The organism is Micromonospora sp. WMMD975 (assembly GCF_029581215.1).
Taxonomy (GTDB): domain Bacteria; phylum Actinomycetota; class Actinomycetes; order Mycobacteriales; family Micromonosporaceae; genus Micromonospora.
In genome coordinates this window covers 3,863,699-3,887,285 of sequence record NZ_CP120739.1, presented here as the reverse complement: position 1 = coordinate 3,887,285, position 23,587 = coordinate 3,863,699, and the positions used below count along the sequence as shown (strand labels likewise).

Sequence of the window (23,587 nt, the reverse complement as noted above, 5' to 3'; positions counted from 1 at the left end):
GGGGCGCGTGCCGCATGGCGGACGGAAGGGCGCGGGGATGGGTGCACTGCGCAAGGCGGGGGTCTGGCTCGGTCTCGTCGAGGAGGACGACGAGCGGGCGTACGAGGACGGTGGCTACGACAAGGGTGGCTACCGTGACTCGCGCTACCGGTCGAGCCGGTACGCCGAGGAGTTCGCCGACGAGGACGACGAGGAGCCGGAGGAGCCGCCGGCGCCCCGGACCCGCGCGGGCGACCGGGGTCGGCTGGCCGAGCGCGCCACGAGCCGCGGGGTCGACACCGACCGCTCCGACACCGAGCGTCCGGAGCGCGCGGAGCGGGCCGAGCGGGCCAGCGTCCGGTCGATCACCCGCTCCTCCGCCGGCGAGACGTCCGGCGCGCTGGCCTACCACACCCGGGACAACCTCGCCCTGGCGCCGCAGGCGTCGCCGCGTGAGCGGGCGGTGGTTCCGGAGGACGAGCAGCGCTACCAGATCACCACGCTGCACCCGACCACCTACCGGGAGGCCCGGACCATCGGCGAGCACTTCCGGGACGGGGTGCCGGTGATCATCAACCTCACCGAGATGGACGAGGCGGACGCCCGCCGACTTGTCGACTTCGCCGCCGGGCTCGCGTTCGGCCTGCGCGGTACGATCGAGCGCGTGACCAACCGGGTGTTCCTGCTCTCACCGGCCAACGTCCAGGTCACCGCGGAGGACAAGGCCAAGATCGCTGAGGGCGGCTTTTTCAGTCTGAGCTAGCCCGCACGACCGAGGGACGTCGCCTGCCGTGTTGTCGATCCTGTTCCAGGTGCTCTACCTGCTGCTCTACTTCTTCCTCCTTGTCCTTTTGGCGAGGTTTGTTCTGGGAGCCGTCCTGGCCTACGGCCGCCGCTGGCAGCCGGGGCGAGGCGCATCGGCAGGACTGGAAGTCGTGTGGAGCGTCACTGATCCGCCCCTGCGAGCGTTGAGGCGTGTGATCCCACCTCTGCGAATTGGTACCGTGAGCATCGACCTGGCCTCCCTTGTGCTCCTGGTTATCCTGTTCGTGCTGATGGAGTTCGTGTTACAGCGTCTGATCGTGGCGTTTGCCTGACCAGAGCGCTTTCGCGGCCGCAACTGACCCGAGGAGTTTCGATGCCGCTGACCCCGGCCGACGTCCACAACGTCGCCTTCAAAAAGCCGCCGATCGGCAAGCGGGGGTATGACGAGGAGGAGGTCGACGCCTTCCTGGACGAGGTCGAGCGCGAGCTGGCCCGTCTGATCGAGGAGAACAACGAGCTGCGCGCCCAGGTGGAGCGCGGCGGTCGGGGTGGCGCGCCCGCCGGCCCTGGCGGCGACGCCCGGCTCGCGGCGGAGCTCAACGACGTCAAGGCCCAGCTCGACCGGGTGCAGCGCGACAAGGCGGCCGCCGAGCAGGCGGCCCGGGCGATGCAGGCCGAGCTCGAGCAGGTCCGCACCCAGGGCGGCCCGGCGGGCGTCACCGGTGACGGCGAGCAGCAGGCGCTGCGGGTGCTGATGATGGCCCAGCGCACCGCCGACGACCACGTCTCCGACGCCCGGCGCGAGGCCGACAGCCTGCTCTCCGAGGCCCGGTCCAAGGCCGAGGAGGTCACCCGCGAGGCGCGGGCCAAGGCCGACGCCCTGGAGCGGGACGCCCGCCAGCGGCACCAGGAGGCCATGGGCGGCCTGGACGCCAAGCGCACCGCGCTCCAGAAGCACATCGAGGAGCTCAAGCAGTTCGAGCGGGAGTACCGCACCCGCCTCAAGGCGTACCTGGAGAGCCAGCTGCGTGACCTCGACGGTCGCGGCCAGGGCCTCGAGGTCGAGATGAACCGCGCCGAGGGCAACCGTGCCGCCGGCGGCAGCAACGGCCTCGCCACTGCGGGCCTCGCCGGCTCCTACGGCGGCGGTCGCGGCGGCGCGCTCGAGTCCGGCCGCTGAGCCCACGTCGGTGGCCGTCCCCGCGGCGGCCACCGACCGCACCAGACCGACACGACGCGGCCGGGGGTGAGCCGTGATAGCCGCCAGCATCCTGCTCATCCTCGTCGCGGTCGTGCTCCTGGTGGTCGGGCTGGCCGGTGGGTCCAGCTCGCTGCTGATCGTCTCGATCGCGGCCAGCCTGCTGTCCGCCGTCGCCTTCGTCGCGTTCGCCCGCCAGGCGGCCGCGACCCGGGCCACGGCGGCCCGGGAGGCCGGGCCGCGCTCCCGGACCGCACCCACCGGCCCGTCCCCGGACGAGCCGGTGAGCCCGGTCCCGCACCACACGTCCACGGTCGGCGCCGGTGGACCCGGATGGCGGCAACCGCCCGGGTCCCCGGCCGCCGAGCCGTACGACGCGCCGGCCACCGCGTACTCCCCGGCCGCCGAGCCGTACGACGCGGAGGCGCCGCTGGGCGGCGCGTACTCTCCGATGGCCGAGCCGGCGCCCACCTCGCCCGCGCCCGGTGGTCCGTTCGACGGTGATCCGCCGGCCGAGTTCCTCTCCGCCGGGCAGGTCGCCCGGCTGGTGCGACTGCCCGACGAGGTCCGGGTGGTCGACGGGCATCCCCGCTTCCACCTGACCGACTGCCCCCACCTGGTGGGCCGGCTGGACGAGCCGATGCCGGTCACCGAGGCGATCGGCCTCGGCTTCACCCCGTGCGCCCACTGCGCCGCCGCCAGCACCCTGCTCGCCGACGGCCGGCCGCGCTGACCATGACGAACGCGGAGGCCCCGCTCACCGTCGCGGTGCGGGTGAAGCCCGGCGCGGCCCGTGCCCGGGTCGGCGGGCGGTTCGACGGGCCGCACGGTCCCGCCCTGGTCGTCGCCGTGCACGCCCCGGCGGTGGACGGCCGGGCCACCGAGGCCGCCCGGCGGGCGTTGGCCGACGCGCTCGGCGTCCGGCCGGCGGCGGTGTCGCTGCGCTCCGGTGTGGCCAGCCGGGACAAGCTCTTCCTGGTCGAGCGCCCGACCGACGGGTTGACCGAGGTGCTGCGTCGGCTCCGCGACGGCAGCGCCGGGTGAGGAAGCGTCGGGCCGGTCCGCGATGACTCCGGGGCTGAACCTCGCGCTGCTGGTGGGCGCCGCCGTGCTGCTGGTCGCGGTGGGCGCGGTGCGCTTCTCCACCCGGCTCGGCGTGCCCAGCCTGCTGGTCTACCTGGCGCTCGGCGTGCTGATCGGCGAGGCGGGCCTGGGCATCCGTTTCGACGACGTCGAGCTGACCCGGATGCTCGGTTTCTGCGCGCTCATCGTGATCATCGCCGAGGGCGGCCTGAGCGCGCGGTGGAGCCTGCTGCGTCCGGTGCTCGGCCTGGCCGCCGTGCTCTCCACGGTCGGTGTCGTGGTCAGCATCGTGGCCGTCGGCGTGGTGGTGCACGTGCTGCTCGGCCTGGACTGGCGGCTCGCCCTGCTCTACGGCGCGGTGCTCTCCTCGACCGACGCCGCGGCGGTCTTCGCCACCCTGCGGCGGCTGCGCCTGCCGCCCCGGCTGGTGGCCACGCTCGAGGCCGAGTCCGGGATGAACGACGCCCCGGTGGTCCTGTTGGTGCTGCTGCTGTCCCGGGCCGGGGTGGAGGCCGCCCACCCCTGGTGGTACGAAGCGTTGCTGCTCGCCTACGAGCTGGCCGTCGGCGCGGCGGTCGGGGTGGTCGCGGGCCTGGCCGGGCGGTACGCGTTGCGTCGCGCCGCGCTGCCGTCGGCGGGTCTCTACCCGATCGCGGTGGTCGGCTTCACCGTTCTGGCGTACGCGGCCGGCTCGGCGCTGCACGCCTCGGGTTTCCTCGCCGTCTACGTGGCCGGGGTGCTGCTCGGCAACTCCCGCCTGCCGCACCGGCAGGCGATCCTCGGGTTCGCCGACGGGCTGGCGTGGTTGGCCCAGATCGGCCTGTTCGTGCTGCTCGGCCTGCTCGTCACGCCGGGCCGGCTGGGCTCGGCGGTGGTGCCGGCGGTGATCACCGGGCTGGCCCTGCTGCTGTTCGCCCGGCCGCTGTCGGTGGCGGTGTCCGCGCTGCCGTTCCGGGTTCCCGTGCGCAAGCAGCTCTTCCTCTCCTGGGCCGGGCTGCGCGGCGCGGTGCCGATCGTGCTGGCCACCATCCCGCTGTCGTTGCGGGTGCCGGGCGCGGACCGGCTCTTCGACGCGGTCTTCGTGCTGGTGGTGATCTTCACGCTGCTCCAGGCCGGCACGCTGGCCCCGGCCGCCCGCCGGTTGGGTGTGACCGCGCCGGCGGAGGCGACGGAGATCCTGTTGGAGACCGCCCCGCTGGAGCGGATGCGGGCCGACCTGCTCCAGTTGGAGGTGCCGTCCGCCTCCCGGCTGGCCGGGGTGCACGTGGACGAGCTGCGGCTGCCGGTCGGCGCCGCGGTCACGCTCGTGCTGCGGGACGGGGCCGGGTTCGTGCCCGACGCGGGCACCCGGCTCAAGGTGGGCGACAGCCTGCTCATCGTCGCCACCGCGGGGGTGCGGGACGAGGCGGAACGGCGGTTGCGGGCGGTCAGTCGCCGGGGTCGCCTGGCCCGGTGGTTTGGGGAGGACGGCGAGGACCGGACCGGGTGATCTGCTAGCGTTCCTTTTGCCCCAGTTGTGGCGGTCCGGGGCCGAAACGCGGTGCGACGGTGCGGCACGTTGTCGCACGCGGCGTACGTTCCGTATTCTTGCCAACCTCTGGAGTGCGCGGCTGGCCGCCGCGTGCCCGTTCCGTTCGCGGGGGACACGCCGGTGCCCCCTGCCCACTTACCGCTGACCGCCGCGCCACGCGGCTGAGGGAGCTGACGATGGCGAAGCCAGCCGACACCAGGACCGCCGGCCAGAAGCCGGTGGCGAAGGCCACCCGCAGCGCGGCCGAGACCGAGAAGATCCGGGCCGCGCTGGCGGCCCGACGGGACGAGCTGAACGCCGAGTACGATCAGACGCTGAGCGAGATCACCGAGCTGCAGCGCGACCGGCTGACCGACTCGGCCGGGGACGACCAGGCCGACACCGGCACCAAGACGTTCGAGCGCGAGCAGGAGATCTCTCTCGCCAACAGCATCAAGGAGCGGATCACGCAGGTCGAGCGCGCGCTGGAGCGCCTCGACGAGGGTGGCTACGGCTGGTGCGAGCGGTGCGGCAACCCGATCCCGGTGGAGCGGCTCGCCGCGTTCCCGTCGGCGACCCTCTGCGTGAGCTGCAAGCAGCTGGCGGAGCGGCGCTGACGTCCGCTCCCCGGCCGCCGAACGGCAGACGGTGACCGCCACCGTCGCGAGCGTCGATGGGGAGCAGATGACCGCAGCACCGCCCGCCGGGTCCGGCACCACCGAGCCGGACGCCGGCGCGCCCCGGCGCAGGGCGGTCGGCCTGCTGCTCGGCGTCTCCCTGCTCTCGTTCCTCGCGGACCTGGGCACGAAACAGCTCGCGCTCGGCGAGCTGACCGGCCGGGAGCCCGTGTCCCTGCTCGGCGGCGCCGTCTATCTCACGCTCACCCGCAACAGCGGCGCCGCCTGGAGCATCGGTTCCGACCACACCTGGGTCTTCCCGCTGATCACCTTCGCGGTGATCGGGTGGATCGGGTGGATGGCGCTGCGGCTGCGCTCACTGCCGTGGGCGGTGTCGCTGGGCCTGGTGCTGGGCGGCGCGCTGGGCAACCTGACCGACCGGATCTTCCGTGCGCCGGGGCACTTCGTCGGCCACGTGGTCGACATGATCAGCCTGTTCGACCCGTACGGCCAGGTCTGGCCGGTGTTCAACCTGGCCGACAGCTCGCTTGTCTGCGGCGTGGTGCTGGCGGTCTTCCTGGAACTGACCGGCCGGCAGCGCGACGGCTCCCGGGCCGGCGCCGAACCGGCCGGTGACGACGCCCCGGCGGGTCAGCGGGAGCGCGCGTGACCGCCGCGTACGCCACCGGCGGCGACCACCGGTCCCTGCCCGTGCCGGACGGCCTCGACGGCATGCGGCTGGACCAGGCCGTGTCCCGGCTGTTCGGGTTGTCCCGCACCGCCGCGGCGGCGCTCGTGGACGCCGGGGACGCGCTCGTCGACGGCACGGCCCGGGCCAACTCGCACAAGGTGCGGGCCGGGGCCTGGCTGGAGGTCACGCTGCCCGCGCCGGTCGCCCCGCCGACCGTGGTGCCGCAGGCCGTCCCCGGTCTGACCGTGGTCTACGCCGACGACGACATCGTGGTGGTCGACAAGCCGGTCGGGGTGGCCGCGCACCCGAGCCCCGGCTGGACCGGCCCGACCGTGATCGGCGGGCTGGCCGGCATCGGTCACCGGATCTCCACGAGCGGCGCGGCCGAACGGCAGGGCGTGGTGCACCGGCTCGACGTGGGCACCACCGGCGTGATGGCGGTGGCCAAGAGCGAGCTGGCCTACACCGCGTTGAAGCGGGCCTTCAAGGAACGCGAGGTGGAGAAGCGCTACCACGCCGTGGTGCAGGGGCACCCGGACCCGCTGCGCGGCACCATCGACGCGCCGATCGACAGGCACCCGCACCACGACTACCGGTGGGCGGTGGTCTCCGGTGGCAAGCCGAGCATCACCCACTACGACACGCTTGAGGCGTTCCCCTCGGCCAGCCTGCTGGACGTGCGGCTGGAGACCGGGCGTACGCACCAGATCCGGGTGCACTTCTCGACGCTGCGGCACCCCTGTGTGGGTGACCTGACCTACGGCGCCGACCCGACCCTGTCGGCCCGGCTCAAGCTGTCCCGGCAGTGGCTGCACGCCCGCTCGCTGAGCTTCCGGCACCCGCGCACCGGCGACGAGGTCACCTTCGTCAGCGAATACCCGGACGACCTGGCCCGGGCGTTGGAGATCCTGCGCGACTGACCATGAGCGACGACACCACGCCGCCGCGCCGGTCGCGGTCCACGGCGCTGACCTGGCTCGCCCTCGGCTGCGCGCTGGTGGTGCTGGTGGTCGCCGTCGCGCAGCGGCGGGACCGGCCGGTGGGGGACCGGACGGTCGGCGAGGTGACCCGCGTCGGGGTGGCCGGCGGCGCGTCCGTCCCGGCGTACCTGCGCGCCGCCGGGGACGAGCTGGCCCGGCTCGACGCGCCCGACGGCTACGCCCTGGTCTCGTTCGCGGCCTACCTGACGCCGGCCCGGGTGGCGGAGACGCTTGCCGGCACGCCGGTCTCGGCGGTCCTGGCGCGGGTGCCGCTGCCCGGTCGGCAGACCGAGATCGTCCGGCTCGCCGTGCTGCGCCTGCCCGACGACGCGGTCACCGCGATGGCCGAGGTGGCCGCGCGCAAGGACCGGGAGGCCGCGGAGTACCGCGCCCGCGCCGCCGCCCCGTCGGCCACCGCCGATCCCGGGCGTCGCCGGGAGTACGACACCGGCGCCGCGGTCGCGGCCGGGGAGGCGGCCGGCTACCGGGCCGGCTGCGCCTGCCTCTACGCCGCCGTGGTCCGGGGCGTCCCGGCCGCGCTGCGTGCGCTCGCCGAGCGTCCCGGGGTGCGGGTGGTGGACCCGGCGCCGGAGGTGACCCGGCTGGATCGCACGGTGTTCACCCCGCCGCTGCCCGAGCAGCGCGACGTGGCCCGCCCGCCGGCCGATGCCGGTCCCGCGCCGGCCGATGCCGGTCCCGCGCCGGTCGGTGGAATGGGCGATTCGTCGGAAGCCGCACCGACAGTGAGCGCACCTTCACCGGCCGGCCGTCCACCCGCCTCCGGGTCCGGGCCGCCCAATCCCGCTCCCACCTCCTGAGACATCCGGGTACGCCACCACCGGCCGGACGCCGCGGTGAGCAGACCCACCGGGCGATGTGCGGCGCGGGGAGTGGTCCGAATAGGGTTTCGTTCGTAGCCTGTCAGGCGGAGATCGATGGGCTGGGGGAGAGGGCGAATCCTTGGACGGCAGCGAGACCGGTTGGGGTCGGCAGGGCGAGCCGGCACCGCGGTGGCGGGCGCTGCTCGACCGGGCCCGGCTCGGCGGTCGCGGCGCGGAGCACACCGACGCCGACCGGCGCGTCGAGGAGAACCAGGTGCCGCCCCCTGATCCGCTGCCGCGCCGGGGCGCGGGCACCGGCTGGACCGGGCGCGCCGCCGCCGTCGGCCGCGCCGCGGACGGGTCGTACGGCGCCGAACCCGGCTACCGGGCCGAGGCCACGTTCCGGGTCGATCCGGCCTTCCGCGCCGACCCCCGCTACGACGGCGAGCCCGCCTACCGGGCCGAGCCGGCCTACCGCACCGACCCGGAGCCGCCGGCCGAGGCGTCCTGGCGCGCCGACCCGTCCTACGCCCCCGAGTCGCCGGCCGATCCCTCCTGGCGGGCCGATCCGTCGTACGTCCCGGAGTCGCCGGCCGAGCCGTCCTGGCGGGCCGACCCGGAGCCGCGCGGGCGGTCCGAGGCCCCGGTCGAGTCGCGCTACTCCCTGCTCGACGGCGGCTACCGGCCCGCGCCGCCGCCACCGGAGTCCCGCTACGCCCTGCTGGACCGGGGACGCTACCGACCGGTGCTCCCGCCGGCGCCGGAACAACCCGTGGCGCCCGCCCCACGCCGACCGGTGGCGGGCCGGGCCGAGCCGGCGCAGGCGCAGTGGCGTGCCCCGGAGCAGGATCCGGAGCTGGAGCGGGCGACCGGCGTGCTCCGCCGCGAGCTGGGCACCCCCCGGGTGCTCGCCTTCGCCAACCCCAAGGGCGGGGTGCACAAGACCACCGCCACCGTGCTCGCCGCGGCCACCGTGGGCAGCGTGCGCGGTCGCGGCGTGCTCGCCTGGGACGACAACGAGTTGCGGGGCACCCTCGGCCTGCGCGCCGGCAGCGCCCGGCACGCCCGCACCATCCGGCACCTCGTCCAGGACCTCGCGCACATCGAGATCCTGGAGGGCAACACCCTGCTGTCGCACCTCGACGACTACCTGCGGCACGCCTCCGACGGGTCGTACGACGTGCTGGCCGGCGAGGAGAGCCCGCGCTTCGCCCAGCGGCTCGACCAGTTCACCGTCAAGCGGGTGCTGGAGCTGCTGCGCCGCACCCACGAGGTGGTCTGCGTGGACACCGGCAACAACGTGGAGAGCCCGAACTGGCGCACCGTGATGCAGGCCGCCGACCAGCTCGTGGTGACCACCGTGCCGCGCGAGGACGCCGCCTTCAGCGCGGACTGGATGCTCGACCTGCTGCACGAGGTGGGCATGGGCGAGCTGGCCGACAACGCGGTCACGCTGATCTCCTGCCCGACGCCGGGGCGCACCTCCCTCCAGGACGACCTGGAGCGGCACTTCGCCACCCGCACCCGGGCGGTCGCCGTGGTGCCCTACGACCCGGCGCTGGAGACCGGCTCCTCGATCGAATACCACCAGCTCCAGGCGGAGACGCGCAACGCCTGGCTCAAGGCCGCCTCGGTGATGCTGGAGCCGTTCGCGCGCTGACCGCCGACCACCGCACCCACGCCGCCCTCGGGCCTGAGAGGATCACCGGGTGAGTCCGGACACCCCTGATCCCGAGCGGACCGCCGACCGTCCCGGCGCCGCCGACCATCCGACCGCTGCGGACCCGCTCGCCGGGCATCCGGGCGCGGAGCGGGAGCCATTCGGCGCGGAGCGGGAGACACCCGGCACGGAGCCGGAGACACTGGGCGCGGCACCCGCGACCCGTCGCGGTGGTGGCCGGGCGGTGGCGACCGTGCTCGGCGTGACGGCGCTGCTCAGCGCGCTCGGCGTGCCGCTGGGGCTGCTCTGGGTGTGGCTGGCGCCGGGCACGCCGGTGCGGCAGACCCCTGGGGGCGCGGTCTACGCCGTCCCGCAGCCGGAACAGCCGATCGCGGCCGACGGCTGGTTCAGCCTTCTCGTGCTCGGCTTCGGGGTGCTCGCCGCCATCGCCCTGTGGATGTTGCTGCGGTGGCGGCGCGGCCCGGTGATCCTGCTCGCGGTGACGCTCGGCGGCCTCGGCGCGGCGGTGGTGGCCTGGCAGGTCGGCCGCCGGATCGGGTTGGCCACCTTCGAGCGGCTGCTGGAGACCGCGCCGCCGGGGACCGACTTCACCAGGCCGGTCGACCTGCGCGCCGGCGGCGTCGACTGGTACGGCCCGCTGCCGGCGCCGCACGGCAACCTGCTGCTCGCGGCGTTCGGCGCGGCCGTCACGTACACGTTGCTGGCCGGCTGGTCGCGGTGGCCGTCGCTGCGCCCGGAGCCGGAGCCCGGCGACTGGCCGCCCCCGCCCGGTTTCAGCGGCACCTGGCCGCCCCCGCCCGGCTTCAGTGGCCCACCGGGACGTCAGGGCGACGGGCCGTCCGCGCCGGGGTTCCACGGCGACGGGCCGTCCGCGCCCGGGGTCAGTTCGGGGCCGGAGGGCCCGCCAGCTCGCTGAGCGGCACCGGCACCGCCCGGACCTGGCGCAGCAGCGCCGACTCCCGGTTGAGCAGGCGCAACTCGGCGCGGAGCCGGCCGGGGGTGTCGTCGATGGCGAGCAGTCGCTGCCGGTCGGCCACGGTCAGCGCGGCGGTCGCCGCGACCAGGTGCGACAGCACGGTCGGATCCTCCGGGAGCTGCTCGGAGATCTCCTCCTGCTCCGGCCGGATCAGGCTGAGATATTGCCGGAACACCGAGATCACCCGGGCCGCCAGCACGTCGGCCACCTCGTCCGGGCCGGCCGGCTCGGGCAGCCACTCCACCTCGGCGGTGAGGTAGGGCTCGGCGGCGTCGTCGATCTCGGCGATCCGGAACCGCCGCCGGCCCACCGTGACGATGTCGAACCCGCCCTCGGCCAGCTCGGTGACCTGCCGCAGCTCGGCGGTGCAGCCGACCTCGTGCAACGTGACGTCGCCGCCGGCCGGCCCGGAGCGACCCGACGGCCCGGCCGGGGCGACCTCCCAGCCGGCCTGGATCGCCACCACCCCGAACTCGCGTGGCGCGCCCTCGGGCAGGCCCACCAGGTGGCGCACCAGCGCCTGGTAGCGCTCCTCGAAGATGTGCAGCGGAAGGACCAGCCCGGGAAAGAGGACGGTCCCGAGAGGGAACACCGGCAGCCGTGCGCTCACGTGATCGAGCGTATCCCGATCGCGCTCGGCCGGCGTGTCCCGGCTCACCGTCCCGGCGTACGGGCGGCTCCGGCCGGTCCGACCGGCGGCAGCCTAGACTCGCAGGCGTGCTGACTCGGATCGACCTGCGCGGCGGGACACGCGACCCGCGCCGCCTGCTGCCCCGTGCCCAGCTCGACGTCTCCGTGGCGGTCGAGCGGATCCGTCCTCTCGTCGAGGCGGTCCGGGAGCATGGCTACCCGGCGATCCGGGAGGCCAGCGAGCGGTTCGACGGCATCTCCCCGGAGCATCTGCGGGTGCCGGTCGAGGTGATCCGCGCCGCCGAGAGCGAGCTGGACCCGCAGGTCCGCGCCGCGCTGCTGGAGTCGATCACCCGGGCCCGCCGGGTCCACGCCGACCAGCGCCGCACCGACCACACCACCCGGGTGGTGGCCGGCGGCACGGTGACCGAGCGGTGGCTGCCGGTCGACCGGGTCGGCCTCTACGTCCCCGGCGGCCTGGCGATGTATCCGTCGACCGTGGTGATGAACGTGGTCCCGGCCCAGGCGGCCGGCGTCCGGTCGCTGGTGGTGGTGAGCCCGCCGCAGAAGGACAACGACGGCCTCCCGGACCGCCGGGTCCTGGCCGCCTGCGCGCTGCTCGGCGTCGACGAGGTGTACGCGGTGGGCGGCGCCCACGCGGTGGCCATGCTCGCCTACGGCGCCGCTGTCGACCCGGCCGGCGAGCGGCGCTGCGACCCGGTCGACCTGATCACCGGTCCGGGCAACATCTGGGTCACCGCCGCCAAGCGGCTGCTGCGCGGCGTGGTCGGCATCGACGCCGAGGCCGGCCCGACCGAGATCGCCGTGCTGGCCGACCACACCGCCGACCCGGCGCACGTGGCCGCCGACCTGATCAGCCAGGCCGAGCACGACCCCCTCGCGGCGAGCGTGCTGGTCACCCCGTCGACGGAGCTGGCCGACGCGGTCGACGCGGAGCTGGCCCGGCAGGTGCCGGCCGCCAAGCACGCCGAGCGGATCGGCACCGCGCTGCGCGGCGAGCAGAGCGGGGTGGTCCTGGTCGACGACCTGGAGGCCGGGCTGCGGGTGGTCGACGCGTACGCGGCCGAGCACCTGGAGATTCAGACCGAGAACGCCCGCGAGTGGGCGTTGCGGGTGCGCAACGCCGGTGCGATCTTCGTGGGCGCCTGGTCGCCGGTGTCGCTCGGCGACTACTGCGCGGGCTCCAACCACGTGCTGCCCACCGGTGGCTGCGCCCGGCACTCCTCCGGGCTGTCCGTGCAGTCCTTCCTGCGCGGCGTGCACCTGGTCGAATACACCGAGGCGGCGCTGCGCGAGGTGGCCCCGCACGTGGTCACGCTGGCCGGTGTCGAGGACCTGCCGGCGCACGGCCAGGCGGTCAGCGTCCGTTTCCCCGGAGGCGTGTCGTGACCACCCTCGACGACCTGCCGATCCGCGACGACCTGCGGGGGCGCTCCCCGTACGGCGCGCCGCAGCTCGACGTGCCGGTGCGGCTGAACACCAACGAGAATTCCTACCCGGTGCCCGAGCCGGTGGTCGAGGCGATCGGCAAGGCCGTCGCGGCCGAGTTGCGCGACCTCAACCGCTACCCGGACCGGGACGCCGTGGCGCTCCGCGCCGACCTGGCCGCCTACCTGGGCCACGGGCTCACCGTCGACCACGTGTGGGCGGCCAACGGCTCCAACGAGATCCAGCAGCAGCTGCTCCAGGCGTTCGGCGGGCCGGGGCGCACCGCGCTCGGTTTCACCCCGGCCTACTCGATGCATCCGCTGCTGGCGCTCGGCTCCGGCACCGGTTGGGTCGCCGCCGACCGGGACGCCGACTTCGGGTTGACCGCCGCCGACGCGGTCGCCCAGGTGCGCCGGCACCGGCCGGACGTGGTCTTCCTCTGCTCGCCGAACAACCCGACCGGCACCGCGCTCGACCCGTCCGTCGTCGCCGCCGTGCTCGACGAGGCGCCCGGCATGGTGGTGGTGGACGAGGCGTACGCGGAGTTCGCCCGCCCCGGCACGGTCAGCGCGCTCGCCGTGCTGCCCGGCCACCCGCGGCTGATGGTCACCCGCACCATGAGCAAGGCGTTCGGGTTCGCCGGCGGCCGGCTGGGCTACCTGGCCGCCGACCCGGCGGTGGTGGCGGCGGTGCAACTGGTCCGGCTGCCCTACCACCTGTCCGCGCTCACCCAGGCCGCCGCCCGCGCGGCGCTGGCCCACCGGGACGCCCTGCTCGGCACCGTCACCGCGATCATGGAGCAACGCGACCGGATCGTCGCCGAGCTGCGCGCGCGGGGGCACCGGGTGGCCGACAGCGACGCCAACTTCGTGCTCTTCGCCGTCGACGGCGACCAGGGCGCCGCCTGGCGTACGCTGCTCGACGCCGGCGTGCTGGTCCGCGACGTCGGCCTGCCGGGCTGGCTGCGGGTGACCGCCGGGACCCCGGCCGAGACCGACGCCTTTCTGTCCGCGATGGAGAAGTTGTCATGAACCGCACCGCCCGGATCGAGCGGGTCACCAACGAGACCAAGGTGCTCGTCGAGATCGACCTCGACGGCACCGGCAAGGCCGACATCGAGACCGGTGTCGGCTTCTACGACCACATGCTCAACCAGATCGCCCGGCACGGGGGCTTCGACCTGACCGTGCACACGGTCGGCGACCTGGAGATCGACGCGCACCACACGATGGAGGACACCGCGCTCGCGCTGGGCGCCGCGTTCGACCGGGCGCTCGGCGACAAGGCCGGCATCCGGCGGTACGGCTCGGCCACCGTCCCGATGGACGAGGTGCTGGTCCGGGCCGCGGTCGACCTGTCCGGGCGGCCGTACGTGGTGCACGACGAGCCGGCGCTGTCGCCGTACATCGGGCCGGTCTACCCGACCAGCATGACCCGGCACATCTGGGAGTCGTTCGGCCAGGCGGCCCGGGTGACGTTGCACGTCGACGTGTTGCGGGCGGCCCGGCCGGGCGGCCACCCGGACGCGCACCACGTGGTCGAGGCCCAGTTCAAGGCCGTCTCCCGCGCGCTGCGCGAGGCCACCGCGATCGACCCGCGCAGCGCCGGCGTGGTGCCGTCCACGAAGGGCGCGCTCTGATGAGCGCGAGGAACGCAGCGCAGCGGAGTCCCGCAGTCGCGAATGAAGGACGGCTCTGATGAGCGCGAGGAACGCAGCGCAGCGGAGTCCCGCAGTCGCGAATGAAGGACGGCACTGCCGATGAAGGTGTTGCCGACGCTGCTGTTGATCCTGGCCGGGGTGCTTGTCGGCGGGACGTGGTCGCTGCACAAGCAGGGCGCGGCCGGTCCGGCCGTGGTGGTCACCGGCCTGCTGGCGGTGCTGGCCACCGTCGGCGGGGTGCTCTGGCTGCTGCCGGGGGAGGCGTGATGGGCAGGCGGGTGGTGGTGCTCGACTACGGGTCGGGCAACCTGCGTTCGGCCGAACGCGCGCTGGAGCGGGCCGGCGCCGACGTGACGGTCACCGCCGACCTGGCCGCCGCCGCGACCGCCGACGGCCTGGTGGTGCCGGGTGTCGGCGCGTACGCCGCGTGCATGGCCGGCATCGAGGCGCTCGGCGCCGGCCCGGTCATCGCCGAGCGGGTCGCCGCCGGCCGCCCGGTGCTGGGCATCTGCGTCGGGATGCAGGTGCTCTTCGAGCACGGCGACGAGCACGGCGTGGTGACCAAGGGCCTCGGGCTGCTGCCGGGCGGGGTGACGAAGCTGCCCGCCCCGCGCCTGCCGCACATGGGCTGGAACACCGTGCGCGCGCCGGCGGGTTCGGTGCTCTTCGCCGGGCTGCCGGCGGACGCCCGGTTCTACTTCGTCCACTCCTACGGGGTGACCGACACCGCCGGGTTGGCCGCCGCCGGCGCGACGGTCACCACCGCCGAGCACGGCGCCGACTTCGTCGCCGGGGTGGAGCGGGGCGCCCTCGCCGCGGCCCAGTTCCACCCGGAGAAGTCGGCCGACACCGGCGCCGCGCTGCTGCGCAACTGGTTGGGCACACTTGAGTAAGGAGCGAGCCCGCCGCCGGGCCGCCCGCGAGGCCGACCAGCAGCGGGCGCGCGCCGCCCGGGCCCGCCGGGTGGCGCGCCGGGAACGACGCCGTTCGGTGGTACGCCGGTTGACGCCGCGGCTGCGCCGGGGTCGCACCGGTCGGCTGCGCCGGCACAGCCGGGGTGAGCGGGCGGCCATCGTGCTGCTCACCGCCGTCGCGGTGGCCGGCATCTGGAGTTTCGTCGACGATCTCGCCCTGCGCCTGGCGTTGGTCGTGTTGTTGCTGTTGGTCCTGCCGGCGATCGTGGTGATCGCGTTGGACCGTCGTTGAGCATGCGAGGAGACAAGCGTTGAGCCTTGACCTGTTGCCCGCCGTGGACGTCGCCGACGGCCAGGCCGTCCGGCTCGTGCAGGGCGCCGCCGGCAGCGAGACCGCCTACGGCGACCCGCTGGAGGCGGCCCTCGCCTGGCAGTCCGACGGCGCCGAGTGGATCCACCTGGTCGACCTGGACGCCGCGTTCGGCCGGGGCTCCAACGCCGAGCTGCTCGCCGAGGTGGTCGGCAAGCTCGACGTCAAGGTGGAACTGTCCGGGGGCATCCGGGACGACGGGTCGCTGCGGGCGGCGTTGGGCACCGGGGCGGCCCGGGTCAACATCGGCACCGCCGCGCTCGAGGATCCCGAGTGGTGCGACCGGATCTGCGGCGAGTACGGCGACCGGGTGGCGATCGGGCTGGACGTGCGGGGTCGTACCCTCTCGGCGCGGGGCTGGACCCGCGACGGCGGTGACCTCTACGACGTGCTGGCCCGGCTGGACGCCGCCGGCGCCGCGCGGTACGTGGTGACCGACATCACCAAGGACGGCACGATGCGCGGGCCGAACCTGGACCTGCTGCGCGAGGTGTGCGCCCGCACCGACGCCCCGGTGATCGCCTCCGGCGGGGTGTCCACCCTGGACGACCTGCGGGCGCTTGCGACGCTGGAGCCGGTCGGCGTGGAGGGCGTGATCGCCGGCAAGGCGCTGTACGCCGGCGCGTTCACCGTCGCCGAGGCGCTGGCCACGCTGCGGGCCGGCGCGTGACCACCGACGTGGGCGGGCCGGTCGAGGACCTGGGCCGGTCGCCGGTCGACGGCGTGGGGGAGCCGCCGCTCGACGGCGCGGTGGTGACCCGGCTCGGCTCGGGCGGCCCGTGGGAGGCGCTCTACGGCTACTCCCGGGTGGTCCGGGCCGGCGCGCTGGCGATCACCGCCGGTTGCACCTCGACCGTGGACGGCCGGGTGGCGCACGTGGGGGACGCGGCGGCGCAGACCGCGCAGGCGATCCGGATCGGCCTGGACGCCCTGGCCGAGGTGGGCGCCCAGCCGGGCGACGTGGTGCGGACCCGGATGTACGTGACCGACCGGCTCTACACCGACGAGGTGGGTCGGGCGCACAACGCGGTGTTCGGCCCGGTGCGTCCGGTGGCGACCATGGTGGTGGTGGCCGGTCTTCTCGACCCGGAGCACCTGGTCGAGGTGGAGTTGGAGGCGTACCTCCCCGAGGGCTGATCTCCTCGGCCCGCGGCGGCAGGGTCGGCTTTCCGGCGCCTTTCGAGCTGATGTCACGAACGACTCACCGGCCCCGACGCTGCCGAGTCGTTGCTGATATCAGCTCGAAAGGCGTTCTTGGCGCTGGTTTCTCCGCCGCACCGGACCGGGAACGTGACCGGCCTCGCACCCGGATCCACGCGATTAAGTTGTGCACAACTTGATTGCGCGCTACGGTTTTGGCGTGACCGATGATCTGGTGCTGCGCCGGCAGGTGTGCTTCGCCCTCTACGCGGCGTCGCGCGCCCTCACCGACGTCTACCGGCCCATCCTCGACGAGCACGGCCTGACCTACCCGCAGTACCTGGTGCTGCTGGTGCTCTGGGAGCGCGGCGACGACGCCCCCACGGTCTCCGAGCTCGGCGCGCGACTCCGGCTCGACTCCGGCACGCTCTCCCCGCTGCTCAAGCGGCTGGAGGCGGCCGGCCTGGTGGTGCGCACCCGCTCGGCGACCGATGAGCGCCGGGTCGAGGTGGGCCTCACCGGCCGGGGCCGGGCCCTGCGGGAAGGGATGGACGAGGTGCCGATGCGGGTGGCCCGGGCGACCGGCCTCACCGAGACCGAGCTGATCGGCCTCCGCGACACCCTCACCCGGGTCACCGAGACGATCCACCGACAGAAGGAGCAGTGACCATGCAGGTCCTCTACACCGCGTCCGCCAAGGCCACCGGCGACGGCCGCGACGGCCACGTCCGCACCTCCGACGGCACGGTCGAGCTGGATCTCGCCGTACCCAAGGAGATGGGCGGCGCCGGCGGCGCGGCCAACCCCGAGCAGCTCTTCGCCGCCGGCTACGCGGCGTGCTTCCACTCCGCGCTGCGCGTCGTGGCCCGCCAGGCCAAGGCGGACGTCTCGGGTTCGGTCGTCGAGGCCGAGGTGGGCATCGGCCCGAACGGCAGTGGCGGCTACGGCCTGACCGTGACCCTCGTGGTGGACCTGCCCGCGGTCGAGCGTCCGGCCGCCGAGAAGCTCGTCGAGGCGGCCCACCAGGTCTGCCCCTACTCGAACGCGACCCGCGGCAACATCGAGGTCACGCCGACCGTCCGGGACGCAGCATGAGCAGCGTCAACCGGGAGATCCATCTGGCGTCCCGCCCGGAGGGCTGGCCGACCGCCGACAACTTCCGGCTGGTCACCACCGATGTGCCGACGCCGGGACCGGGGCAGGTCGTGGTCCGCAACCAGTTCATGTCCGTCGACCCGTACATGCGGGGGCGGATGAACGACGCCAAGTCGTACGTGCCGCCGTTCGCGCTCGACGCCCCGCTCGACGGCGGCGCGATCGGCGAGGTGGTGGCCGGCGAGGCCGGCGGGGTCAAGCCCGGCGACGTGGTGCTGCACGGTCTCGGCTGGCGCGAGTACGCGCTCGTCGACGCCCGGGCGGTCCGCAAGGTCGATCCCGGGGTCGCCCCGGTCAGCGCCTACCTGAGCGTGCTCGGCATGACCGGGCTGACCGCGTACGCCGGTCTGCTCGACGTGGCCGCGATGCAGCCGGGGGAGACGGTCTTCGTCTCCGGCGCTGCCGGCGCGGTGGGCAGCATGGTGGGGCAGATCGCGAAGCTGCGCGGCGCCGGCCGGGTGGTCGGCAGCGCCGGCTCCCGGGCGAAGGTCGAGCGGCTGGCCGCGCTCGGTTTCGACGCGGCCTTCGACTACCACGACGGGCCGGTGTACGAGCAGCTCAAGGCCGCCGCCCCGGACGGTGTCGACGTGTACTTCGACAACGTCGGCTCGGACCACCTGGAGGCCGCGATCGGGGCGATGAACCTGCACGGCCGGGCGGCGATCTGCGGCATGATCGCCCAGTACAACTCGGCCGAGCCGCCGGCTGCCCCGCGCAATCTGGCCCTGGTGATCGGCAAGCGGCTGACCCTGCGCGGCTTCCTCGTCGGTGACCACGGCCACCTGCGCGAACAGTTCGTCCAGGAGGTGGCCGGCTGGTTGCGGGAGGGCCGGCTCTCCTACGACGAGACCGTGGTCGACGGCATCGAGCAGGCGCCGGAGGCGTTCCTCGGCCTGCTGCGCGGCGAGAACCTCGGCAAGATGCTCGTCCGCCTCTGACCGGCACGCGCGGCGGCGGTGCCCGGCCGCACCGGCCGGCCGCCGCCGCGTTGGCTAGGCTTTCGGGCATGACGGTGGCGGTACGGGTCATCCCGTGTCTGGACGTGGACGCCGGGCGGGTGGTCAAGGGTGTCAACTTCGTCGACCTGCGCGACGCCGGCGACCCGGTGGAGCTGGCGGCGGCGTACGACCGGGCCGGCGCGGACGAGCTGACGTTCCTCGACGTGACGGCGTCGTCGAGCGACCGCGGCACCATGCTCGACGTGGTCCGGCGCACCGCCGAGTCGGTCTTCATCCCGCTCACCGTGGGCGGCGGCATCCGCCGCGTCGAGGACGTGGACACGCTGCTGCGGGCCGGGGCGGACAAGGTCGGGGTGAACACCGCGGCGATCGCCCGGCCGGAGCTGATCGCCGAGATCGCCGACCGGTTCGGCCGGCAGGTGCTGGTGCTCTCGCTCGATGTGCGGCGCGCCCCGGCGGGGGTCGCACCGAGCGGTTTCGAGGTGACCACGCACGGCGGGCGGCGGGGCACCGGCCTGGACGCGGTCGAGTGGGCCGCGCGCGGCGCCGAGCTGGGCGCGGGCGAGATCCTGCTCAACTCGATGGACGCCGACGGCACCAAGGCCGGCTTCGACCTGCCGCTGATCCAGGCGGTGCGCGGCGTGGTCGACGTGCCGGTGATCGCCAGCGGTGGCGCGGGCGCGGTGGCGCACTTCCCGCCGGCCGTCGGCGCGGGCGCCGACGCGGTGCTCGCCGCCAGCGTCTTCCACTTCGGCGAGCTGACCGTCGGCGAGGTCAAGGACGCGCTGCGCGGCGCCGGGCACCCGGTGCGCTGACCCGGTCCGAGGCCACGCGCCAGCGCCCGGGCCGAGGTGTCCGGCGGCCGGCGGTCAGGGCCGGCCGGAGCGTCCCTCGGGGGACCGGCGCGGCATCGGGATGGAACGGACCACATATTCCTGCACGGCCGCCGCGTGGTCGTCCTCGTCGAGCTGCCACTCGGACTCGCCGGGCGGGTGCCGGCGGGTCAGCACGCCCTGCACGGTGTCGACGGTGGTGCCCAGCCCGGCGCTGGGCCGGGTGCGCCACAGCCGTTCACCGTCCGGGGTGACCCGGAACCAGCCGTCGGAGACGCTGACCAGGCCGGCCCCGACGAGCCGGCGGACGGCCCCCTCGACCTCGTGCCGTTCCGGGATGGCCTGGTTGAGGTGGTCGGCGGTGGAGAGGACGTCGGTGAGGCGTACCCCCTCGGGGCGGCGTGTGGCGGCGGCCCGGCGGTGCCGGCCGGCGCCGCTCGCGATGACCAACGCGACGAAGATCCAGGCGTCGCTCCAACGCCATCCGTTCTCCCCCATGCACGCATGATGCCCGCCCGCGACGCCGGAGGAAACACCCGGTTTTCGCCGGCGCGCGTCGTTGCAGCTCAGAGCCGTTGAAGCGGGCGCGCGCGGTGGCGGTGGGCCGGGTGTTGCTCACGCAGCGTAGGCGGCGACCGGGCGGGGTGGCATCGCGAAGATCGGGATGAACAGTTGGGCGAGCGGCCCGATGGCAAGCGCGTAGGCCACGGTGCCGAGGCCGACCGTCCCGCCGAGCAGCCAGCCGAGGCCCAGCACGGTCACCTCGATGGCGGTCCGGACCAGCCGGAGCGACAGGCGGGGGTGGCGGGCGGTGAGGCCGGTCATCAGGCCGTCGCGTGGCCCGGGGCCGAGGCCGGCGCCGAGGTAGAGCCCGGTGGCGGCGCCGTTGGCGACGATGCCGGTGACCAGCAGCGCGGCGCGCGCCGGCAGGCCCTCGCCCGGTGGCAGCACGACCAGGGTGGCGTCGACGACCAGCCCGACCACCACGACGTTGCTGATCGTGCCGAGACCGGGCCGCTGCCGCAGCGGGATCCAGAGCAGCAGCACCACGGCGCCGACGGCGATGGTGACGGTGCCGAAGGAGAGGCCGGTCTGCCGGGCGAGCCCCTGGTGGAACACGTCCCACGGGTCGAGTCCGAGTTCGGAACGGATCATCAGCGCCATGCTGACCCCGTAGACGGCCAGGCCGGCGTAGAGCTGGGTGAGCCGCCGCACTGGCCGGTGCCGGAGATTGCCAAGCTGTGCCATGCATGCCACCCTAGGTGCCAATTGATGAAGCTGAAGAGGCCAATTCCGGAGGTGTGGCCATGACCAGCCAGGTGCGCGGTGCCCAATTGGCGCGGTTGCTCGGTCAGTGGCACGCCCTGCCGGGCCGCCGCCGCAGCCCCGACTACGTGGCGCTGGCCGCCGCCGTCCGTGGTCTGCTGGCAGACGCCCGCCTCCCGCTCGGGATCCGCCTGCCGGCTGAACGGGAACTGGCGGAAGCGTTACGGATCAGCCGGACCACCGTCACGGCCGCGTACCGCGAACTGCGGGAGACCGGCCACCTGGCCAGCCGGCGCGGTGCCGGGAGCTGGACCATGCTGCCCGGCACCCACCGGGTGGCCAGCACCGGCCTGTGGACGCCGCTCGACGACCGGGAGATGATCGACCTCGGTGTGGCCGCGCTGTCCGCCCCGCCGCAGCTCGTCCCCGCCGCCCGGGCGGCGGCCGAGGACCTGCCCCGCTACCTCGGCGGCGCCGGCTACCACCCGACCGGCATCATCGAGCTGCGCGAGGCGGTGGCCCGCGGGTACACCGAGCGCGGGCTGGCCACCAGCCCCGAGCAGATCATGGTCACCAGCGGCACCCAGCACGCGCTCGACCTGGTGCTGCGCCTGGCCCTGTCGCCCGGCGGCGCGGTGCTCGTCGAGTCGCCCACCTACCCCAACGCGCTCGCCGCGCTCGCCGCCCGGCGGGCCCGGATCACCACCCACGGGCTCTCCGACGACGGCTGGGACGCCGACCTGCTGTTCGGCAGTCTCCGGCAGACCCGGCCGAAGCTCGCGTACGTGATTCCGGAGTTCCACAACCCGACCGGCCACCTGATGGCGGCCGACCTGCGGGAGCGGCTGGTCGGCGCGGCCCACGCGGCCGGCACCGACCTGGTGGTCGACGAGTCCTTCGTCGACCTGCCGCTCGACGGCACGCCGCTGCCGCCGCCGGTGGCGGTCTTCGACAGGCACTCCCGGGTGATCAGCATCGGCGGGATGAGCAAACCCTACTGGGGTGGACTGCGGATCGGCTGGGTGCGCGCCTCCGCACCCCAGGTGCAGCGGCTGGCCGCTGCCCGGGTCGGGGTGGACATGGCCAGCCCGGTGCTTGACCAGCTCGTCGCGGTGCACCTGCTCACCCAGGCCCCGACCATCGTCGCGGCCCGCCGCGCGCAGCTCGCCGCCCAACGGGACGCCCTGGTCGCCGCGCTCGCCGACCGCCTGCCCGACTGGCGGGTCACCGTCCCGCGCGGCGGCGTCACGCTCTGGGCCGAGCTGGACGGCCCGATCTCCAGCGCGCTGGCCCGGGCCGCCGAGGAGGTCGGCGTACGGCTGGCGCCCGGCCCCCGGTTCGGGCTGGACGGGACGCTGGAGCGGTTCCTCCGGCTGCCCTTCACCCTGCCCGCCACCGAGCTGGTGGAGGCGGTCGGGCGGCTCGCCGCGGTCCGCTACGACCTGGACCGGGCCGGTCGCCCGCAGTGGCGGGAGCCGAGCGTCATCGCCTGACGCCCGTTCCGGTGGGGATCGGTGGAACGGGACCATCGGCTCGGGAGGTGCCCGCAGACTGCCCGGGTGGGAGACTCCGCCGGTGTCCGGTCGTCGCGCGCCGTGCGGGCCGGCGCGCCCGGTTCCCGGACCACCCGGCTGGAACTCTTCTACGACCTGGTCTTCGTCTTCGCGTTCCTCAGCGTCACCACGCTCACCGCCTCCGAACTCACCCCGGTCAACCTCTACCGCTTCCTGCTGGTGCTGGCGCTGCTCTGGTGGTCGTGGACCGGCTTCGCCCGGATGGGCAACGCGATCCGCGCCGACCAGGGCGTGCTGCCGCTCGTCGGCTTCGTCACCGTGGCGGCGACGTTCCTGCTGGTGCTCAGCGTCCCCGGCGCGTTCGTGGACCGTCCCGGCGGGCTGCCCGGCCCGCTCGTCTTCGCCGGCTGCTACTTCGTGATCCGGGTGGCCCAGCTCACCGTCTTCGGCTGGGTCGACCGCGCCGACCCGGTCCGCCGTCAACGGTTCCTCCTGCGTGCCTCGGTCCCGGCCGTGGCCACCGCGCTGCTGCTGGTCGCCGGCACGGTGCCGGCCCGGCTGCCGCAGGAGCGGTTCGCGGTGGGGTTGCAACTGGCGCTCTGGACGCTCGCCGTGCTTGTCGAGTACGTGGTCGGGTCCACCCTGGCCCGACGCTGGTGGGTGGTGGTCTCGGCCGGGCACTGGGCGGAACGGCACGCGCTGATGGTGCTCGTCGCGCTCGGCGAATCGATCATCGCGCTGGGGCTCGGCCCGAAACGCGGGCTGCCGCTGACCGGGCCGGTGGCGGTGGCCGCGCTGCTCGGCATCCTGATCGTGGCGGCGCTCTGGTGGGTCTACTTCGACACGCTGGCGTTCGCGCTGGAACAGGCGCTGCACCACGCTCGGGACCAGGCCGCCCGGCTGCGGCTGGCCCGCGCGGTCTACACCTTCCTGCACCTGCCGATGGTCACCGGCATCATCCTCTACGCGCTCGGCCTGAAGGACCTGCTGACCGAGGTCGCCGACCCGCCGACCCCGGACTGGGGCTGGCCGCTCGGCGGCTTCTGGGGCGGCGTCATCTTCGGTGGCGTCGCGCTCTACCTGCTCAGCATCGCCGGGTGCTGGTGGCTGACGGTGGGCGAGGTGCACCTGCCGCTGCTGGTCACCGTGGCGGCGCTCGCCGCGGCCGGCCCGTTCGCGTTCCGGATCCCGGAGGTGGTCGCGCTCGGCGTGCTGTGGGTGCTCACCGGCGCCGGCGTGGCCTGGGAGACCCGCAGCGAGGACGGCCGCCGGCGGCGGGTGCGCCGGCTCGCCCTGGAGGAGCAGCTCGCCGCCGAGGCCGAGCAGAGCCGGTGGCGGCAGCGGCACCTGTGACGACCGGCGCCGTCGCGCGCCGGCCGTGCCCCGGGACGGTGGG

At 74.7% G+C, this 23,587-nt stretch carries 29 protein-coding genes; 26 read left to right on the top strand and 3 right to left on the bottom strand.

What is annotated here, in order from left to right:
• The first annotated feature begins 37 nt into the window (after positions 1 to 37).
• From sepF to O7613_RS16740, 12 genes are all read left to right on the top strand, one after another.
• Positions 38 to 742 (top strand): cell division protein SepF, encoded by a 705-nt coding sequence (gene sepF, locus O7613_RS16795; RefSeq protein WP_281587460.1) that lies wholly within the window; start codon positions 38 to 40, stop codon positions 740 to 742.
• Positions 743 to 770: 28 nt separating this feature from the next.
• Positions 771 to 1,076 (top strand): YggT family protein, encoded by a 306-nt coding sequence (locus O7613_RS16790; RefSeq protein ID WP_091059628.1) that lies wholly within the window; start codon positions 771 to 773, stop codon positions 1,074 to 1,076.
• Between the two features lie 41 nt (positions 1,077 to 1,117).
• Positions 1,118 to 1,924 (top strand): DivIVA domain-containing protein, encoded by an 807-nt coding sequence (locus O7613_RS16785; RefSeq protein WP_281587461.1) that lies wholly within the window; start codon positions 1,118 to 1,120, stop codon positions 1,922 to 1,924.
• Positions 1,925 to 1,997: 73 nt separating this feature from the next.
• On the top strand, positions 1,998 to 2,675 hold the full coding sequence (locus O7613_RS16780) for a hypothetical protein (protein WP_281587462.1): 678 nt from the start codon (positions 1,998 to 2,000) through the stop codon (positions 2,673 to 2,675).
• A 2-nt stretch (positions 2,676 to 2,677) separates the two neighbouring features.
• Positions 2,678 to 2,986, top strand: coding sequence for a DUF167 domain-containing protein (locus O7613_RS16775; RefSeq protein ID WP_281587463.1), 309 nt, complete (start codon positions 2,678 to 2,680; stop codon positions 2,984 to 2,986).
• 22 nt (positions 2,987 to 3,008) lie between these two features.
• Positions 3,009 to 4,514, top strand: coding sequence for a potassium/proton antiporter (locus O7613_RS16770; RefSeq protein WP_281587464.1), 1,506 nt, complete (start codon positions 3,009 to 3,011; stop codon positions 4,512 to 4,514).
• A 218-nt stretch (positions 4,515 to 4,732) separates the two neighbouring features.
• Positions 4,733 to 5,152, top strand: coding sequence for a TraR/DksA family transcriptional regulator (locus tag O7613_RS16765; protein ID WP_281587465.1), 420 nt, complete (start codon positions 4,733 to 4,735; stop codon positions 5,150 to 5,152).
• A gap of 67 nt (positions 5,153 to 5,219) precedes the next feature.
• On the top strand, positions 5,220 to 5,822 hold the full coding sequence (lspA, locus tag O7613_RS16760) for a signal peptidase II (protein WP_282289258.1): 603 nt from the start codon (positions 5,220 to 5,222) through the stop codon (positions 5,820 to 5,822).
• A complete protein-coding gene (locus O7613_RS16755) occupies positions 5,819 to 6,763 on the top strand; it encodes an RluA family pseudouridine synthase (RefSeq protein ID WP_281587467.1) in 945 nt (314 codons plus the stop codon). The genes lspA and O7613_RS16755 overlap by 4 nt, the downstream gene beginning before the upstream one ends.
• Positions 6,764 to 6,765: 2 nt before the next feature.
• Positions 6,766 to 7,641 carry a hypothetical protein gene (locus O7613_RS16750; protein WP_282289257.1) on the top strand — a complete coding sequence of 292 codons (876 nt, stop codon included), beginning with the start codon at positions 6,766 to 6,768 and terminating at the stop codon, positions 7,639 to 7,641.
• Between the two features lie 142 nt (positions 7,642 to 7,783).
• Positions 7,784 to 9,304, top strand: coding sequence for an ATPase (locus O7613_RS16745; RefSeq protein ID WP_282289256.1), 1,521 nt, complete (start codon positions 7,784 to 7,786; stop codon positions 9,302 to 9,304).
• A gap of 49 nt (positions 9,305 to 9,353) precedes the next feature.
• Positions 9,354 to 10,241, top strand: a complete 888-nt coding sequence (locus O7613_RS16740) for a DUF2567 domain-containing protein (protein WP_348775377.1) — start codon at positions 9,354 to 9,356, stop codon at positions 10,239 to 10,241.
• Here O7613_RS16740 and O7613_RS16735 read toward each other — a convergent pair.
• Complete coding sequence (locus tag O7613_RS16735; RefSeq protein WP_281587471.1) at positions 10,207 to 10,911, bottom strand: LON peptidase substrate-binding domain-containing protein; 705 nt, start codon at positions 10,909 to 10,911, stop codon at positions 10,207 to 10,209. The genes O7613_RS16740 and O7613_RS16735 overlap by 35 nt on opposite strands.
• Before the next feature lie 107 nt (positions 10,912 to 11,018).
• Between O7613_RS16735 and hisD the strand changes: the two genes are divergently transcribed.
• The 12 genes from hisD (at position 11,019) to hisF (ending at position 19,393) form a co-directional block, all read left to right on the top strand.
• On the top strand, positions 11,019 to 12,341 hold the full coding sequence (gene hisD / locus O7613_RS16730) for a histidinol dehydrogenase (RefSeq protein WP_281587472.1): 1,323 nt from the start codon (positions 11,019 to 11,021) through the stop codon (positions 12,339 to 12,341).
• Positions 12,338 to 13,411, top strand: coding sequence for a histidinol-phosphate transaminase (locus O7613_RS16725; protein WP_282289255.1), 1,074 nt, complete (start codon positions 12,338 to 12,340; stop codon positions 13,409 to 13,411). The genes hisD and O7613_RS16725 overlap by 4 nt, the downstream gene beginning before the upstream one ends.
• On the top strand, positions 13,408 to 14,019 hold the full coding sequence (gene hisB, locus O7613_RS16720; protein ID WP_281587474.1) for an imidazoleglycerol-phosphate dehydratase HisB: 612 nt from the start codon (positions 13,408 to 13,410) through the stop codon (positions 14,017 to 14,019). The genes O7613_RS16725 and hisB overlap by 4 nt, the downstream gene beginning before the upstream one ends.
• A 120-nt stretch (positions 14,020 to 14,139) precedes the next feature.
• Complete coding sequence (locus O7613_RS16715) at positions 14,140 to 14,307, top strand: hypothetical protein (protein WP_282289254.1); 168 nt, start codon at positions 14,140 to 14,142, stop codon at positions 14,305 to 14,307.
• Positions 14,307 to 14,933: an imidazole glycerol phosphate synthase subunit HisH gene (hisH, locus tag O7613_RS16710; RefSeq protein WP_281587476.1), complete on the top strand. Its 627-nt coding sequence runs from the start codon at positions 14,307 to 14,309 to the stop codon at positions 14,931 to 14,933. The genes O7613_RS16715 and hisH overlap by 1 nt, the downstream gene beginning before the upstream one ends.
• Entirely contained in the window at positions 14,926 to 15,246 is a 321-nt protein-coding gene (locus tag O7613_RS16705; protein WP_281587477.1) for a hypothetical protein, read from the top strand. The genes hisH and O7613_RS16705 overlap by 8 nt, the downstream gene beginning before the upstream one ends.
• A 19-nt stretch (positions 15,247 to 15,265) precedes the next feature.
• On the top strand, positions 15,266 to 15,994 hold the full coding sequence (gene priA, locus O7613_RS16700) for a bifunctional 1-(5-phosphoribosyl)-5-((5-phosphoribosylamino)methylideneamino)imidazole-4-carboxamide isomerase/phosphoribosylanthranilate isomerase PriA (RefSeq protein WP_281587478.1): 729 nt from the start codon (positions 15,266 to 15,268) through the stop codon (positions 15,992 to 15,994).
• Complete coding sequence (locus O7613_RS16695) at positions 15,991 to 16,461, top strand: RidA family protein (protein ID WP_282289253.1); 471 nt, start codon at positions 15,991 to 15,993, stop codon at positions 16,459 to 16,461. The genes priA and O7613_RS16695 overlap by 4 nt, the downstream gene beginning before the upstream one ends.
• Positions 16,462 to 16,684: 223 nt before the next feature.
• Positions 16,685 to 17,131, top strand: coding sequence for a MarR family transcriptional regulator (locus O7613_RS16690; RefSeq protein WP_281587480.1), 447 nt, complete (start codon positions 16,685 to 16,687; stop codon positions 17,129 to 17,131).
• A gap of 2 nt (positions 17,132 to 17,133) precedes the next feature.
• Entirely contained in the window at positions 17,134 to 17,559 is a 426-nt protein-coding gene (locus tag O7613_RS16685) for an organic hydroperoxide resistance protein (RefSeq protein WP_281590188.1), read from the top strand.
• Positions 17,556 to 18,557: an NADP-dependent oxidoreductase gene (locus tag O7613_RS16680; RefSeq protein WP_281587481.1), complete on the top strand. Its 1,002-nt coding sequence runs from the start codon at positions 17,556 to 17,558 to the stop codon at positions 18,555 to 18,557. The genes O7613_RS16685 and O7613_RS16680 overlap by 4 nt, the downstream gene beginning before the upstream one ends.
• A gap of 68 nt (positions 18,558 to 18,625) precedes the next feature.
• A complete protein-coding gene (hisF, locus tag O7613_RS16675) occupies positions 18,626 to 19,393 on the top strand; it encodes an imidazole glycerol phosphate synthase subunit HisF (RefSeq protein ID WP_282289252.1) in 768 nt (255 codons plus the stop codon).
• A 54-nt stretch (positions 19,394 to 19,447) separates the two neighbouring features.
• Here the strand turns inward: hisF and O7613_RS16670 are convergent, their stop codons facing one another.
• Positions 19,448 to 19,909: a hypothetical protein gene (locus O7613_RS16670; protein WP_281587483.1), complete on the bottom strand. Its 462-nt coding sequence runs from the start codon at positions 19,907 to 19,909 to the stop codon at positions 19,448 to 19,450.
• A gap of 117 nt (positions 19,910 to 20,026) precedes the next feature.
• Positions 20,027 to 20,659, bottom strand: a complete 633-nt coding sequence (locus O7613_RS16665; protein ID WP_281587484.1) for a hypothetical protein — start codon at positions 20,657 to 20,659, stop codon at positions 20,027 to 20,029.
• A gap of 59 nt (positions 20,660 to 20,718) precedes the next feature.
• Here O7613_RS16665 and O7613_RS16660 point away from each other — a divergent pair, with 59 nt between their 5' ends.
• On the top strand, positions 20,719 to 22,170 hold the full coding sequence (locus O7613_RS16660) for a PLP-dependent aminotransferase family protein (RefSeq protein ID WP_281587485.1): 1,452 nt from the start codon (positions 20,719 to 20,721) through the stop codon (positions 22,168 to 22,170).
• A 102-nt stretch (positions 22,171 to 22,272) separates the two neighbouring features.
• A complete protein-coding gene (locus tag O7613_RS16655; RefSeq protein WP_281590190.1) occupies positions 22,273 to 23,544 on the top strand; it encodes a low temperature requirement protein A in 1,272 nt (423 codons plus the stop codon).
• Positions 23,545 to 23,587 lie beyond the last annotated feature (43 nt).

Coding starts and splice junctions, on each gene's coding strand:
- sepF (WP_281587460.1), top strand. CDS start 38: ATGGGTGCACTGCGCAAGGCGGGGGTCTGGCTCGGTCTCGTCGAGGAG.
- O7613_RS16785 (WP_281587461.1), top strand. CDS start 1,118: ATGCCGCTGACCCCGGCCGACGTCCACAACGTCGCCTTCAAAAAGCCG.
- O7613_RS16775 (WP_281587463.1), top strand. CDS start 2,678: ATGACGAACGCGGAGGCCCCGCTCACCGTCGCGGTGCGGGTGAAGCCC.
- O7613_RS16770 (WP_281587464.1), top strand. CDS start 3,009: ATGACTCCGGGGCTGAACCTCGCGCTGCTGGTGGGCGCCGCCGTGCTG.
- O7613_RS16765 (WP_281587465.1), top strand. CDS start 4,733: ATGGCGAAGCCAGCCGACACCAGGACCGCCGGCCAGAAGCCGGTGGCG.
- lspA (WP_282289258.1), top strand. CDS start 5,220: ATGACCGCAGCACCGCCCGCCGGGTCCGGCACCACCGAGCCGGACGCC.
- O7613_RS16750 (WP_282289257.1), top strand. CDS start 6,766: ATGAGCGACGACACCACGCCGCCGCGCCGGTCGCGGTCCACGGCGCTG.
- hisB (WP_281587474.1), top strand. CDS start 13,408: ATGAACCGCACCGCCCGGATCGAGCGGGTCACCAACGAGACCAAGGTG.
- O7613_RS16715 (WP_282289254.1), top strand. CDS start 14,140: ATGAAGGTGTTGCCGACGCTGCTGTTGATCCTGGCCGGGGTGCTTGTC.
- hisH (WP_281587476.1), top strand. CDS start 14,307: ATGGGCAGGCGGGTGGTGGTGCTCGACTACGGGTCGGGCAACCTGCGT.
- O7613_RS16685 (WP_281590188.1), top strand. CDS start 17,134: ATGCAGGTCCTCTACACCGCGTCCGCCAAGGCCACCGGCGACGGCCGC.
- O7613_RS16680 (WP_281587481.1), top strand. CDS start 17,556: ATGAGCAGCGTCAACCGGGAGATCCATCTGGCGTCCCGCCCGGAGGGC.
- hisF (WP_282289252.1), top strand. CDS start 18,626: ATGACGGTGGCGGTACGGGTCATCCCGTGTCTGGACGTGGACGCCGGG.
- O7613_RS16670 (WP_281587483.1), bottom strand. CDS start 19,909: ATGGGGGAGAACGGATGGCGTTGGAGCGACGCCTGGATCTTCGTCGCG.
- O7613_RS16665 (WP_281587484.1), bottom strand. CDS start 20,659: ATGGCACAGCTTGGCAATCTCCGGCACCGGCCAGTGCGGCGGCTCACC.
- O7613_RS16660 (WP_281587485.1), top strand. CDS start 20,719: ATGACCAGCCAGGTGCGCGGTGCCCAATTGGCGCGGTTGCTCGGTCAG.